This is a genomic window from Anaerostipes sp. AF04-45, from assembly GCF_003461725.1.
Taxonomy (GTDB): domain Bacteria; phylum Bacillota; class Clostridia; order Lachnospirales; family Lachnospiraceae; genus Anaerostipes; species Anaerostipes caccae.
This window is the reverse complement of sequence record NZ_QTXQ01000011.1, coordinates 42,981-56,796: the sequence shown is the minus strand read 5'-3', so window position 1 is coordinate 56,796 and position 13,816 is coordinate 42,981. Positions and strand designations below refer to the sequence as shown.

Sequence of the window (13,816 nt, the reverse complement as noted above, 5' to 3'; positions counted from 1 at the left end):
TGGAAGGATGATGATGATTTCTTGCTAAAATTTAATCGGCATAAGAGGAGAAGGAGGTTTCCTTCTGGTTTTATGCGCTCTGCAAGAAAGATCATCCGAACTGCTTCTATATAGATTGATATTAGTGTACGCTTGGCGTGCGTGATATTTTTGTATGCGAACTTGCGGGGAAAGTCTTTCCTGCAGGTTTTTTGTTTTATTAAATAACTTATCACGGTCAGGAGGTACCTTTATGTCTAGGATTCAAATTTCAGATTTAACGTTTTCCTATGATACCAGTTTCGATTATATTTTTGAGCATGTCTCATTTCAAATTGATACAGACTGGAAGCTTGGATTTACGGGGAGAAACGGAAGGGGGAAAACTACATTTTTAAAATTATTGATGGGGGAGTACGAGTATAGGGGCTCTATTGCGGCGAGTGTATCATTTGATTATTTTCCGTATCCGGTAAAGGACCCGGCGATGCTTACGGCGGACGTTCTGGAGTCTGTAGACCCGCAATATGAACTTTGGAAGGTTATGAAAGAACTGTCACAGCTGGACGTGCCGGATGAAGTCCTGTACCGCCCGTTTCAAACGTTATCAAACGGAGAGCAGACGAAAGTGCTGCTGGCTGTTTTGTTTGGAAAAGAAAATAATTTTCTTCTGATTGATGAGCCTACCAATCACCTTGACGCCGAGGCCAGAAAAAAAGTGGGAATGTATTTAAATTCCAAGAAAGGATTTATTCTTGTATCCCATGACCGGGCATTTCTGGATGAGTGTACGGATCACATTTTATCTGTGAACAGAACGGATATCGAGGTCCAGAAGGGGAATTTTTCTTCCTGGTATGAAAATAAGATCCTCAGGGATCAGTATGAGTTTTCAGAAAATGAGAAGTTAAAAAAGGAAATTGGACGGCTTTCAAAATCTCAGAGAAGATCTGAGAGATGGTCAGATCAGGTAGAAAAGACAAAAAGGGGCACCAGAGACTCCGGGCTCCGCCCAGACAGGGGATTCATCGGCCATAAGGCGGCAAAAATGATGAAGCGGTCAAAGGCGGCAGAGACAAGAAAGGAAGAGGCAGTTAGAGAGAAATCAAAACTGTTAAAAAATATTGAGACTGCGGAATCCTTAAAAATCTCTCCTCTGGAACACCATGCGAAGAGGCTGGCAGTATTGGAGGATGTATCAATTTCCTATGGAAGCAAAATTGTAACCGAAAATCTGTCCTTTCATATTGAAAAGGGGGACAGGATTGCCCTGGTTGGGAAAAATGGCTGCGGAAAATCCAGTGTGCTGAAACTTTTGCTTGGAAAGCCGGTGGATCACGTAGGTTCTCTCTACAAAGCCAATGGTTTGAAAATTTCTTATGTACCCCAGAACACAGATGGTTTGAAAGGGGATCTCAGAGAGTATGCATACAACTGCGGTATTGATGAGAGTCTGTTTAAAGCAATTTTGAGGAAACTGGATTTTTCCAGATTACAATTTGAAAAAAAGATAGAAGAATTCAGCGAGGGCCAGAAAAAGAAGGTGCTGATCGCAGGGAGCCTCTGTGAACAGGCCCATCTGTATTTGTGGGATGAACCTTTGAACTATATTGATGTATTTTCAAGAATGCAGATCGAAGATTTGCTGAAAAACAGTCGGATAACGCTTTTATTTGTGGAGCATGACCGATCTTTCTGTGAAAAAATTAAAACAAAAGAAGTTTTGATGCAATAAAACAGTTCCTTTCCCCGTTACTATATTGAAACGGAAAGAAACAGAGAAAGGAGATACGGTATGAAAAAAGCATTTGTAACAAAGGTTTTTCTTATCATTGCAGTATTAAGCGGCATGGCTGTCGGAGCATTTCAAATTTCGGGAGTCAGGGCAGATGAAGCGGCAAAAGCCAGGATGAAGGAATTAAAAGAGAAAACTCTGGAAGAAAAAACAGAGGCCGATGCAGCGACTGCCGCAGTAAAACAGGAAGCAGCGGAGAATATAGCAAAAGCCACAGAAGCTGCAGTAACTGCTGCACCGCAAACTACGGAACAGGGGCAGGACAATGCACAAACTTCCGGAGACAACAGGAGGAATGAAAAGAATCAAAGAGACAGGGATCGCTGGGATGACGATAATGACTGGGATGAGCAGGATGATGACGACGATGACAATGATTGGGACGACCAGGATGACGACGATGATGATGACTGGGACGATCAGGATGATGACGACGATGACAATGACTGGGACGATCAGGATTATGATGACGACGATGATTATGATGACGAAGATGAAGATTGATTAAAAAATGGAGGGTATGAAGATGAGAAGAAGATTATCTGTTATATTAGCGGGAATCATGTTGATGGGAAGTGCTGCTTTTGCGCCGGTTAAGGCGGACAATGATCCGGAACCAACCCAGATCACAAGACTTTCCAGCACATCAAGAAAAGTGAGAATCGGAAAAAAATTTGAGATTAAGGCATATACAGAACTGAGAGAATTTGACGAGGACTGTCTTGTGTGGTCTGTGAGCAATGCCAAAGTTGTTAAGTTTGAAGACAGAGACCGGACAGGCGATGATATGGACTTTATTGCCAGAAAAACCGGAACAGCCAATATTTCCTGCCGGATCAGGGGCACTGACGTGAAAAAAACCTGTAAGGTAAAAGTTATCAAGGGCAAGGTAAAAGCACGGATTGCAGTAGATGACAGGACTATGGATGTAGAAAAAGGCGACTGGGAGGACATTGAGGCAAGGCTCGTGGGAGGAAACTACAAAAACAGAAAACTTACGTACAAAGTTTCTAATAAAAAAATTATCCGCGTGAGACGGGGAAAGGTATATGGAAGGCGTTTAGGCGGAGCTAAAATTACAATCCGGGCCAATGCTGATAAGAAGATTAAAAAGGTCGTTTATGTACGGGTTGAAAGAGATGATTAAAAAGTTTTAAGAACAGATGCTTTATCCATATATTTCATGATACAATAAGTATGAAATATCACGGGATAGGATAAAGGGAAGAGTATGATCATTGTTTGGAGCTTTGAGCCGGATTACAAGAAAAAGAAATTAAAAATAGACGAGCGTCTGTTTCGGCGCATTGGACAGGACGACATGGCCGCCTTTGAAGAACTTTATGTTTTGACGGAGAAGACCATTTATGCCTATGCACTGTCTATTGTGCGCCATCACGAAGACGCTATGGATGTTGTGAGCGAAACCTTTTTAAAGATTAGGAGTGCAGCGCATTTATACAAACCGATGGGGAAGCCTCTCGCATGGATGTTTACCATTGCAAGAAATTTTGCCATGAACCGTTTAAGGGAACAGGGGAAATATTGCGGTCAGGAGATTACGGAAACAGATTTTAAGGAGGAATTTTCCTTTGTAGATCATGTGGAAGACCGGATGGTTTTGGAAGTTGTATTAAAGAAGCTGACAGAAGAGGAGAGAAGGATCGTCATGCTCCACGCCGTATCCGGCCTGAAGCACAGGGAAATTGCAAAAGCACTGGACATTCCGCTGTCAACAGTTCTGTCAAAGTATAAGAGAACATTGAAAAAGCTGGAAGCATACTTGATGGAAATGGAGGTGTTAGACAGATGAATAAAATAGAAGAAAGACTGTCCAGGGCTATTGAGAGTGCGCCTTCCCTTTCCGTGGAAGGTCTGAAAAAAGCAGAGATTCAAAAAATGGAGGAGCACGATTATATTACCAGACAGCAGGAAACAAAGCTGACACCTATGAGGAAAAGGTTTGCTCTGGCTGCCGCAGGCATGTGCATGTGTTTTTTGCTCATGCTGAATCTGCCGATACATCAAAGGGCTTCTGCTATCATTGATGTTGACATTAATCCGAGTATCGAACTTGCATTAAATAAAAAAAATGAGGTCATCCGTATGGAGGCCATCAACCATGACGGTGAAAATATTCTTAAGAATCTGGATTATAAGAATCAGGATGTGGAGGAAGTTGTATTCCGCATGCTGGATGAGATGATCCGCCAGGGTTATCTTACAAAAGATAAACTGGACAATAATATACTGTTATCTGTGGAACATTCCGAGAGAGACCAGGCTGAGGAACTTACGATCAGACTGAACAGCGCAGTCACCAAATATTTAAGTGAGCGCCGCATCCCTGTGAAGATTACGGACCAGCATATGTTGGAGGACAAAAAAGAGCGTAAAGTCGCAGAAAAGTACGGTATTTCTTTAGGTAAACTGACATTGATCCGCAAGATCATGAAAGAACATGAGCATTTGAAGATTGAAGATCTCTCAAAACTGTCTTTGAGTGAACTCGTTGATCTTCTGAATGAGAGCCGTGAGAAGCCTGGCAAAAAGAAGCCGGATTCCAAACAAACTCAAACGGAAGCTTCTGTGAGCACCAGTCAAAGGACAATGACTGAGAGTACAGAGAGAACGGCTCAGAAGAAAAAGAAACCAGTGTCCACAACCCGGAGAAAGAAGAAAGCGACAACAGAAAAAAGGATCAGAGACGAAAAAGACGATGATGATGAGAATGACAATGAAGACGATGACAGTGATGATGAAAATGACAATGAAGACGACGATGATTAACTGTTGACGTCTTCCAAGATGCAGAATGAAGCCTCCTTCAAATGGAAATAATAATTCCAAAAGAGAAGGAGGCTTTTATGATTCATTGGATAGACAAAAAATTTAAATTAAAAGAGCATCATACAGATATCAAAACAGAATTCCTGGCTGGTATTACTGTGTTCATTACAATGGTCTATGCTCTGGCTACGGTGCCTAACATGCTGGAAGCCACAGGGGTGGATAAGCATGTGCTGATGACGGTTATGGTGCTGCTCATCGCCGCTGCGACACTTGCTATGGCGTTTTACACGAACCGTCCCTTTGCCCTGGCGCCGGGACTCAGCAGTGCAGGAATTGTGGCCGCTATGATAAGCGCGGATAATGTACCGGTAAAGATTGCAGGCGGCATCGTCTTCTGGAGCGGCCTGCTGTTTCTCGCCATTACATTTCTGGGTCTCAGGGAGGCGATCGTAAGAGCTATCCCCGCCAGCTTAAAATATGCAGTCAGCGCTGGGATCGGTATTTTTATTGTTCTGATCGGAGCGAGAGGAGCAGGTATCATTACGGCAGATGAGGCAAAAAACAGCCTTGTATTCGGCAGTCTTGGATCGCCGGAGGTAATCGCGGCAGTCTTTGGATTTGTCATTCTCTTAATCTTAAGGGCAAAGCGTGTGCCGGGAGATATGATTTTATCTATTCTGGCAGCCACCATAGCCGGAATACCGCTGGGAGTCACGAAGCTGCCCGAACAGATTATTTCCATGCCGGCTCCTGTCGGGGAACAGCTGTTTCAGATTGATATCTTTGGAGCGCTTCAGGTATTGTATCTTCCGTTCCTTTTGGCCCTGTTTGTTCCGGATTTCTTTGCTACCGTAGGGACAATTCTTGGGGTCGGTGCCCGTGCCGGATATTTGGATGAAAACGGAAATTTTGACAGCATTGATCAGTGTTTTCAGGTAGATGCGGCTGCAACGAGTCTGGGAGCACTTTTTGGAATGCCTGGCATGACTACTTATCTGGAATCCTCTGCGGGTATAGAGGCCGGAGGAAAGACGGGACTGACCGTGGTGTTTACGAGTATATGCTTTCTTCTGGCTCTGTTTTTTGCCCCTGTGGCCCTTATCATACCTTCCGCAGCTACGGCTCCGGTGCTGGTCTATATCGGTATCAGCATGCTGGAGGCTATGCGCCATATCAATTATGACGACATAACAGAGAGTATGCCTGCCTTCATGTGTGTAGTTTTCACTGTACTGGCAGGAAATATCGCAAACGGTATCTGCACCGCCATTCTGACGTATCTGGTTATGAAAACGGCGGAAGGAAAAACAAAAGAGATACATCCGTTCATGTATCTCTTAGGTGCGGTCAGTGTGCTTTATTTTTATACCCTGTTTTGACAAAGAATATTTTCAGCGTTTTTTGCGGAACTCTGTATAAGAGTATACAAACGGTGTGACGACCATGACCGCAAGGATTGTCAGAAAGACAGGTACCTGAAACGATTCGGGTGCAAGAGCGGTAAGCGCGACTATCAAGCCTCCCAGGACCTATATTTTTCCGGCGAGCCGGTGTGTCCGAAACCAGTTTTGTTCATCGGCCAGGGTCCATGGAGTTCGAATACCGATAAAATAATTATGTTTTGTTTTAGGCAGCAGATTGCCGATAAAAATAAATAAACTTCCTATTCCCAGGCAGAAGATCAGGTTAACATTAAAATCCATCCTGAAAGCGGCCGCAATGGTCATGATCTGGACAGCGAAGAAAACCAGGCCGATGACAAAGGTGTAGCGGTGATATTCTCTCTGAAATTTATCATAATTATCAGAGTTTGGATCTGTGCGCCGCATAAACTGAAAAAGTATGGTAATTAAAAAAATGATGCCAGGAAATATAAACACCGTAAGTTTCGGGGCAAAACGGTCAACCGTCCCGTGAACATTCCAATGGGCCGGGATCTGTTCCGGAAGGGAAGAAAAAACTGTAAGAGACAGCAGCAGGGAGACAACTGTCAGTAAAATGCTTGATTTAGATTGTTTCATTTATTTGTCCTCCTTAAAGCTTTGAAACCAGTGAATCACTTCTTCAAATACAGAGAGATTCAATTCATAATAAATATATTTTCCTTGTTTCTTGTCGGTTATGAGATTTGCCTGTTTTAAAATGTTCAGGTGGTGGGAAATCGATGCGCCTGTCATATCGAAATGACTGCATATTTCTCCTGCCGGCATGGAACCGTCTTTCAGCAAGTCTAAAATTTCACGTCTGGTGGAATCTGATAATGCTTTGAATGTTTCCTGAAAACCCACAGCTCCTCCTTTCTGATACATTTAGAAGTTTATCTAAATGTATTGTACCATTCTGCTCATACAAAAGCAAGAACATTTAGAAGAATATCTAAATGAAGTGTGAAAGTTAGAAAATCTTACCTTCCGGAGACAGCAAGCCGCAGAACTGGTGAAAATGTCATGCAATATCATCCAAGATTTTCTCAACACATTTATGTTACACTTAGTATTATGAAAGAAATAAGAGAAATATTTTATGACGAACAATTAAAGATTGAAGCCTATGGTTTTTACGGACTCAAACAAAAATTTCCAAACCATTTCCATGATCATTACGTGATCGGATGCATCGAGAGCGGTATGCGGAAAGTGACCTGCCGGGGAGAGGAATTTCTTATTGAACCAGGGGACCTGCTGTTTTTTAATTACAGGGAGAACCATGCATGCGAGCAGGTGGGGGATTATCCTCTGAACTGCAGATTTATTAATATCAAGAGAGAAAGGATGAAAGAAATCGCAGAAGAGATCACGGGAAGGAATGAATATCCTGAGTTTGTAAAACCGATGATTCGGAAGTGTTCAAAAGCTGAGCTTCTCAGGGAAGTGTACCGAATGGTGGCAGAGAGGAGCCAGGAATTTGAAAAGGAGGAGTTATTTTATCTTCTCATGGAGCAGCTGCTCTCTGAGTATGCGGTATTTGAACAGAAGAAAGTACAGGTGCCTGACACAGAACGGCTCAATGCTGTATGCAGTTATATGAAGGAGCATTACAGTGAGAACGTTTCACTGGAACAGCTCTGTAAGATTGCAGGCGTCAGCAGATACAGCCTGATCCGGTATTTTACAAAGTACAAGAAGATTACACCGTACCAATACCTGGAATCCATCAGGGTAAACCGGGCCAAATTATATTTGGAGCAGGGAACCGAGCCGGCGGAGGCGGCGGCAATGACCGGATTCTCAGATCAGAGCCATTTTACAAACTTTTTTAAGCGGCTGTTCGGCCTGACACCGGCTCAGTATCAGAGAATCTTTACAGATAAGAAAGGTTATTAATTATGGAAGACAAAAAATACATACAGGGTCATTTCTTTGCACTGGCTACTATTTTTTTATGGGGAACAACGTTTATTTCCACGAAGATTCTGCTCAGGCAGTTTCAGCCGATTGAGATTTTATTTTTCCGGTTCCTTCTGGGCTTCTTGGTGCTGATTCTTATTTATCCAAAGAGGCTGAAGACAGAAGGCTGGAGGGAAGAGAAATATTTTATGGCCGCCGGTCTGTGCGGTATCACACTGTACTATTTATTTGAAAATATTGCACTCACATACACTATGGCTTCTAATGTGGGAGTTATTATTTCTATATCGCCGTTTTTTACGGCACTTCTGGCAAGGGTGGTGACGGGAGAAAAGTCTCTTGGAAGACGGTTTTTTCTTGGATTTCTTTTGGCCATGTGCGGTATCTGCCTGATTTCTTTCGGCGGTACTGCGCTGCATCTGAGCCCAAAAGGGGATTTTCTGGCAGTGCTTGCTGCCTTCGTATGGGCCGCTTATTCCATGCTGACAAAAAAAATCGGAAGCTTCGGACACAATATCATACAGTCCACAAGGCGCTGTTTTGCATGGGGACTTTTGTTCATGGCTCCGGTGCTGCTGTTTACGGATATTTCATTGGGGAGACAGAGATTTGCTGATCCTTTAAATCTTGGGAATCTTCTGTTCCTTGGGATAGGCGCCTCAGCCATCTGCTTCGTTACCTGGAATACGGCAGTGAAAAGGCTGGGTGCGGTAAAAACTACTGTTTATATCTATATGGTTCCGGTGGTGACGATCATTACGTCGGTCCTGATCCTTGGTGAAAAACTGACTGTCAGGGCAGCATGCGGTGCTTTTTTGACGATCGCGGGCCTGTTTTTATCGGTGGAAAAAAAGAAAAAGAGTGAAAAGTGTGACTTACTCACAGAAGTATTATAGGAAAGCGGTATAATGGACTCAGAAAGTAAATGATGATTTAGAAAAGGAGTGACCATTATGTCAGTTTTAAAAATAACAGGAGCAAATTTTGTCGAGGAAGTATTAAATGCAAAGGAGCCGGTTCTGATCGACTTTTGGGCAGCATGGTGCGGGCCGTGCAGGATGATGTCGCCGGTTGTGGATGAGATTGCGGAGGAACTTCACGGAGTGAAGATCGGAAAGATCAATGTGGATGAGGAACAGGAATTAGCAGTAAAATTCCGTGTCATGTCCATTCCAACTCTATTGATCTTCAAGAATGGAAAAGTTGAAAAGAGTTTTGTGGGAGCAAGGGATAAAAAAGAAATCGTGGATGCCCTTAAAATGCAGGTGACAGAATAAGATGCCGAGGGAATGTGTTATAATAAGAAGGAAAGACAGTAAAGTAAAAGAAAGGAGTTTTCCTTATGAAAATTTATGATTTGATCATCATCGGCGCAGGACCTGCAGGAATGTCCGCAGCCATTTACGCCAAGAGAGCTATGCTTGAAGTCTTGGTTTTAGAAAAAGAAGCAATGTCAGGAGGCCAGATCGTGCAGACCTATGAAGTCGATAACTATCCGGGGCTTCCAAAGATGACGGGTATGGATCTGGGAGATCAGTTCTTCAACCATGCTTCTGACCTGGGAGCAGAAGTCAAGACAGGAGAAGTCTCAGAGATCAGGCATGACCAGCCGATAAAAGAGATCGTTTTAAAAAATGGTGAGGTGCTGAAGACCAAAACAGTTATGCTTGCTACAGGGGCTACTCACAGAAAGCTGGGTGTCCCTGGAGAGGAAGAACTGACAGGTCTGGGAGTTTCTTACTGTGCAACCTGTGACGGAGCGTTTTTCAGAAACAAAACTGTGGCAGTCGTAGGGGGCGGTGATGTCGCTCTGGAAGATGCACTGTTCCTGAGCAGAATATGTGAGAAAGTATATCTGATTCACAGGCGAGATGAATTCAGAGGGGCAAAGATTCTCCGGGATCAAGTGACGAAAAACGACAAAATACAAGTAATATGGAATACGGTAGTGACGAAAATTGACGGGAATGAGAGGGTTGAATCTATTTCCATCAAAGATGTGCATAACGATGTGGATAAGTCGCTGAAAGTCGATGGAATATTCATCGCAGTAGGCACGGCTCCGCAGAGTACGCTGTTAAAAGATGAGCTTGAAATGGACGAAAGAGGCTATATTGCAGCCGGTGAAGACGGAGTGACAAACATTCCAGGAATTTTTGTAGGTGGGGACCAGAGGACCAAAAATCTGCGCCAAGTGGTGACTGCTGCCGCAGATGGGGCAAATTGTGTGGTGTCAGTGGAGAGTTACCTTCAAAAGTTAGAATTGCCAGACAATTAACGAAACATGCAAAAAACTTAAAAATCAAGTGGAAAAGTCTGTTTTGTCATATTTGTATAAGAGTCGTATTTTCAAGTATCAAATCGAAAAATACAGAAAAAAAACATCACATTTTATCCACAGTGCAAAATCACAGTTCTTCGCGATAATACAGTTATACACAAAGTTATCCACATTATCCACAGCCGATTAAGGTCGAATTGTGGAAATGAAATTCGACAAAATGAAACACTTGTTTTGTGTAGATTTTATAAAAAGATTTGTTTTCAATGGAAAAGCTATATGATATAATAATTAGTATCAAATAGTAAAGGAGTTGGAAGCCATGAATTTCATTATTAGCGGTAAGAACATCGAAGTAACAGAAGGAATCAGGGCAGCAATAGAAGAGAAATTAGGCAGGCTTGACAAGTACCTGACTGATGACATTGACATCATCGTTACTTTGAGCGTTCAAAAAGAGAGACAAAAGATTGAAGTAACAATTCCTATGAAGGGGCACATTATACGTGCAGAACAAGACAGTGCGGATATGTATGTATCCATTGATTTGGTCATTGATATTCTCGAACGTCAGATCAGAAGATATAAAACCCGTTTGATGAGTAAAAAATATGAAGGTGCAGGACTGAAACAGGAATTCATCGACAAGGACGAGGATGTGGATGAAGATGAGATCCGCATCATCAGAAGCAAGAAGTTTGCGATCAAGCCGATGGATGTGGAAGAGGCTTGTATCCAGATGGATCTTCTGGGGCACAATTTCTTCGTATTCCGTAACGCCGATACTTTTGAAGTAAACGTAGTATATAAAAGAAAGGGCAATACATACGGACTGATTGAACCGGAATTTTAGGAATAATGATTTTTTTAGGAGGCTTCGGCCTCCTTTTTGTTTACGGTAAAAAACGTGTTATTTGCGTTGGATTTTGGGAGATGGAAAGGGGGACAGGTATGATATTTGCTGCAAGTACCTTTTTCTTGCCTACATTTTATAGAAGTGTTACAATATCATAGATTACATGTGAATTTGATTGTTTGGGAGTGAAACTATGAGTTTAATAGGAAAAATTTTTGGTTCGCACAGTGATAAAGAGCTGAAGCGGATCAGTGGGATTGTGAATAAAATTGAATCTTTTGACGAACCGATGCAGAAATTATCCGATGAGGAACTGAGAAATAAAACTGCTGAGTTTAAAGAACGTCTGAGTAATGGAGAGACACTGGACGACCTTCTGCCGGAAGCTTATGCGGTTGTCCGGGAAGCGAGTGCCAGAACCATTGGGCTTAAACACTATCGGGTCCAGCTGATCGGCGGTATCATTCTTCACCAGGGAAGGATCGCAGAGATGAGGACCGGTGAAGGAAAGACCCTGGTTTCCACTCTCCCTGCTTACTTGAATGCCCTGGAAGGAAAGGGCGTGCACATCGTTACGGTCAATGACTATCTGGCAACCCGTGATGCGGAGTGGATGGGAAAAGTGCACAACTTCTTAGGCGTTACGGTCGGTGTCGTTACCAACGAGATGGAAAACGACGAGCGGCGGGCAGCCTATAACTGTGATATCACATATATCACCAACAATGAACTGGGATTTGATTACCTGAGGGACAACATGGTCATCGAAAAAGAAGATCTGGTACAGCGCGATCTGCACTATGCCATTGTCGATGAGGTCGATTCTGTCCTGATCGATGAGGCCAGAACGCCATTGATCATTTCCGGCCAGAGCGGGAAGTCTACCGAGCTCTACCGTGCCTGCGATATTCTTGCAAGGCAGATGGAGAGGGGAAGCTCTGACGGGGAACTTTCCAAGATGGATATCCTGATGAACGAAGATATTGAAGAAGACGGAGACTTTTTGGTCAATGAGAAGGATAAGCACGTACTTTTGACCGCCCAGGGCGTGAAAAAGGTGGAGGAGTTCTTCCATATAGACAACCTGGCCGATCCGGAGAATCTCGCGATCCAGCACAATATTATCCTGGCGCTTCGCGCCCATAATCTTATGTTTATTGACAAAGATTATGTAGTGAAGGACGATGAAGTGCTGATCGTCGATGAGTTCACCGGACGTATCATGCCGGGCAGACGGTATTCAGACGGACTTCATCAGGCGATCGAGGCGAAAGAAGGCGTGAAAGTAAAGAGAGAGTCCAAGACCCTCGCTACGATCACATTCCAGAACTTCTTCAATAAATATAATAAGAAATCCGGTATGACCGGTACGGCCGAGACTGAGGAACAGGAATTCCGTGAGATCTACGGCATGGATGTCGTCGTTATTCCGACCAACAAACCGGTTGTGCGTGTTGACCACGAAGATGCTATTTATAAGACGAAGCAGGAAAAAATGAGGGCGGTTGTTGAGGACATCGCAGCATCCCACGCCAAGGGACAGCCAGTGCTCGTAGGTACAATCACCATTGATATGTCCGAAGAACTGAGCCGCATGCTCAAAAAGCAGGGGATCAAGCATAATGTGCTGAATGCCAAGTTTCATGAAAAGGAGGCGGAGATCATCTCCCATGCAGGAGAGATCGGAGCTGTCACAATCGCTACTAATATGGCGGGCCGTGGTACCGATATTGTCCTGGCAGACGGTGTAGCCGCTCTGGGCGGTTTAAAGATCATTGGTACAGAGCGTCATGAATCCAGACGTATTGACAATCAGCTGCGGGGACGTGCCGGACGGCAGGGAGATCCCGGTGAATCCAAGTTTTATCTGTCCCTGGAAGACGATTTGATGAGGCTGTTCGGATCTGAGAGGATGATTTCTGTATACAATGCCCTTGGTATACCGGAAGGGGAGGAAATCCAGCATAAATCCATCAGCAGGACGATCGAAAAGGCTCAGAAGAAGATTGAGAATAATAACTTTGGTATCCGTAAAAATCTGCTGGATTATGACCGTGTAAATAACGAACAGAGAGAGATCATGTACAAAGAACGCCGCCGTGTTCTGGACGGGGAGAACATGAAGGATTCTGTGATTCATATGATGGAAGAAACCATTGCAGATTATGTGAACCAGTGTGCCAGTGAAGATGCGGCACCGGAAGAATGGGATATGGATACACTGAATGCAGAGCTGCGCCCGATTATTCCGTTTGGAAAGATCGAGCTGACCCAGGAAGAGATTCAGGCAGGAAAACCTGAGATGCTCACAAAGCGTCTGCAGGATGAGGCTGTAGAATTGTATGCCCATAAGGAAACGGAATTTGAAGACTATGACCTCCGTGAGATTGAACGGATCATTCTCCTCAAGGTCATTGACCGCAAGTGGATGGATCATATCGACGATATGGACCAGCTTCGGGAGGGTATCGGCATGCAGGCATACGGACAGAGAGATCCGGTAGTGGAATACCGCATGGCCGGTTTTGAGATGTTCAATGTGATGACGAAGGCAATCCAGGAAGAGACCACCGGAGCACTGTTCCACGTAGAGATTGAACAGAAAGTGGAGAAAGAGCAGGTTGCCCAGGTAACAGGCACTAATAAAGATGACAGCAGCGTGAAGACGCCGTATAAGAGAAAAGGGGAGAAGATCGGAAGAAACGATCCGTGCCCGTGCGGAAGCGGAAAGAAATATAAAAACTGTTGTGGAAGAAATTAAGGAG

15 protein-coding genes are annotated in these 13,816 nt (G+C 43.8%); 12 read left to right on the top strand and 3 right to left on the bottom strand.

Annotated features, from left to right (window positions below):
* Positions 1 to 232: 232 nt before the first annotated feature.
* The 6 genes from abc-f to DWV34_RS14605 all read left to right on the top strand — a co-directional run bounded on the left by abc-f (position 233) and on the right by DWV34_RS14605 (position 5,946).
* A complete protein-coding gene (gene abc-f, locus DWV34_RS14625; RefSeq protein ID WP_009289926.1) occupies positions 233 to 1,714 on the top strand; it encodes a ribosomal protection-like ABC-F family protein in 1,482 nt (493 codons plus the stop codon).
* A 60-nt stretch (positions 1,715 to 1,774) separates the two neighbouring features.
* The gene (locus tag DWV34_RS17225; RefSeq protein ID WP_022260994.1) at positions 1,775 to 2,278 is read left to right on the top strand and encodes a hypothetical protein; all 504 of its coding nucleotides are present in this window, start codon (positions 1,775 to 1,777) and stop codon (positions 2,276 to 2,278) included.
* Between the two features lie 22 nt (positions 2,279 to 2,300).
* Entirely contained in the window at positions 2,301 to 2,921 is a 621-nt protein-coding gene (locus DWV34_RS14620) for a hypothetical protein (protein ID WP_009289925.1), read from the top strand.
* 84 nt (positions 2,922 to 3,005) lie between these two features.
* Entirely contained in the window at positions 3,006 to 3,587 is a 582-nt protein-coding gene (locus DWV34_RS14615; protein ID WP_009289924.1) for an RNA polymerase sigma factor, read from the top strand.
* Positions 3,584 to 4,564, top strand: a complete 981-nt coding sequence (locus tag DWV34_RS14610) for an anti-sigma-I factor RsgI family protein (protein ID WP_009289923.1) — start codon at positions 3,584 to 3,586, stop codon at positions 4,562 to 4,564. The genes DWV34_RS14615 and DWV34_RS14610 overlap by 4 nt, the downstream gene beginning before the upstream one ends.
* A gap of 77 nt (positions 4,565 to 4,641) precedes the next feature.
* Positions 4,642 to 5,946: an NCS2 family permease gene (locus tag DWV34_RS14605; protein WP_022260993.1), complete on the top strand. Its 1,305-nt coding sequence runs from the start codon at positions 4,642 to 4,644 to the stop codon at positions 5,944 to 5,946.
* 12 nt (positions 5,947 to 5,958) lie between these two features.
* On the opposite strand, the gene DWV34_RS17885 is transcribed toward DWV34_RS14605, so the two are convergent.
* From DWV34_RS17885 to DWV34_RS14595, 3 genes are read right to left on the bottom strand one after another with little or no spacing between them, the layout of a single operon-like run.
* The gene (locus DWV34_RS17885) at positions 5,959 to 6,084 is read right to left on the bottom strand and encodes a hypothetical protein (RefSeq protein ID WP_255419876.1); all 126 of its coding nucleotides are present in this window, start codon (positions 6,082 to 6,084) and stop codon (positions 5,959 to 5,961) included.
* 12 nt (positions 6,085 to 6,096) lie between these two features.
* Positions 6,097 to 6,588 carry an SdpI family protein gene (locus DWV34_RS14600; RefSeq protein ID WP_233444292.1) on the bottom strand — a complete coding sequence of 164 codons (492 nt, stop codon included), beginning with the start codon at positions 6,586 to 6,588 and terminating at the stop codon, positions 6,097 to 6,099.
* Complete coding sequence (locus DWV34_RS14595) at positions 6,589 to 6,855, bottom strand: autorepressor SdpR family transcription factor (RefSeq protein WP_009289920.1); 267 nt, start codon at positions 6,853 to 6,855, stop codon at positions 6,589 to 6,591.
* 210 nt (positions 6,856 to 7,065) lie between these two features.
* Between DWV34_RS14595 and DWV34_RS14590 the strand changes: the two genes are divergently transcribed.
* From DWV34_RS14590 to secA, 6 genes are all read left to right on the top strand, one after another.
* Entirely contained in the window at positions 7,066 to 7,890 is an 825-nt protein-coding gene (locus DWV34_RS14590) for a helix-turn-helix domain-containing protein (protein WP_009289919.1), read from the top strand.
* Between the two features lie 2 nt (positions 7,891 to 7,892).
* Entirely contained in the window at positions 7,893 to 8,810 is a 918-nt protein-coding gene (locus tag DWV34_RS14585; protein WP_009289918.1) for a DMT family transporter, read from the top strand.
* Positions 8,811 to 8,867: 57 nt separating this feature from the next.
* Positions 8,868 to 9,191 (top strand): thioredoxin, encoded by a 324-nt coding sequence (gene trxA / locus DWV34_RS14580; RefSeq protein WP_009289917.1) that lies wholly within the window; start codon positions 8,868 to 8,870, stop codon positions 9,189 to 9,191.
* A gap of 65 nt (positions 9,192 to 9,256) precedes the next feature.
* Entirely contained in the window at positions 9,257 to 10,192 is a 936-nt protein-coding gene (gene trxB, locus DWV34_RS14575) for a thioredoxin-disulfide reductase (RefSeq protein ID WP_006568546.1), read from the top strand.
* A 325-nt stretch (positions 10,193 to 10,517) separates the two neighbouring features.
* Positions 10,518 to 11,048: a ribosome hibernation-promoting factor, HPF/YfiA family gene (gene hpf, locus DWV34_RS14570; RefSeq protein WP_006568547.1), complete on the top strand. Its 531-nt coding sequence runs from the start codon at positions 10,518 to 10,520 to the stop codon at positions 11,046 to 11,048.
* Positions 11,049 to 11,244: 196 nt separating this feature from the next.
* Positions 11,245 to 13,812, top strand: a complete 2,568-nt coding sequence (gene secA / locus DWV34_RS14565; RefSeq protein WP_009289916.1) for a preprotein translocase subunit SecA — start codon at positions 11,245 to 11,247, stop codon at positions 13,810 to 13,812.
* Positions 13,813 to 13,816: the final 4 nt, after the last annotated feature.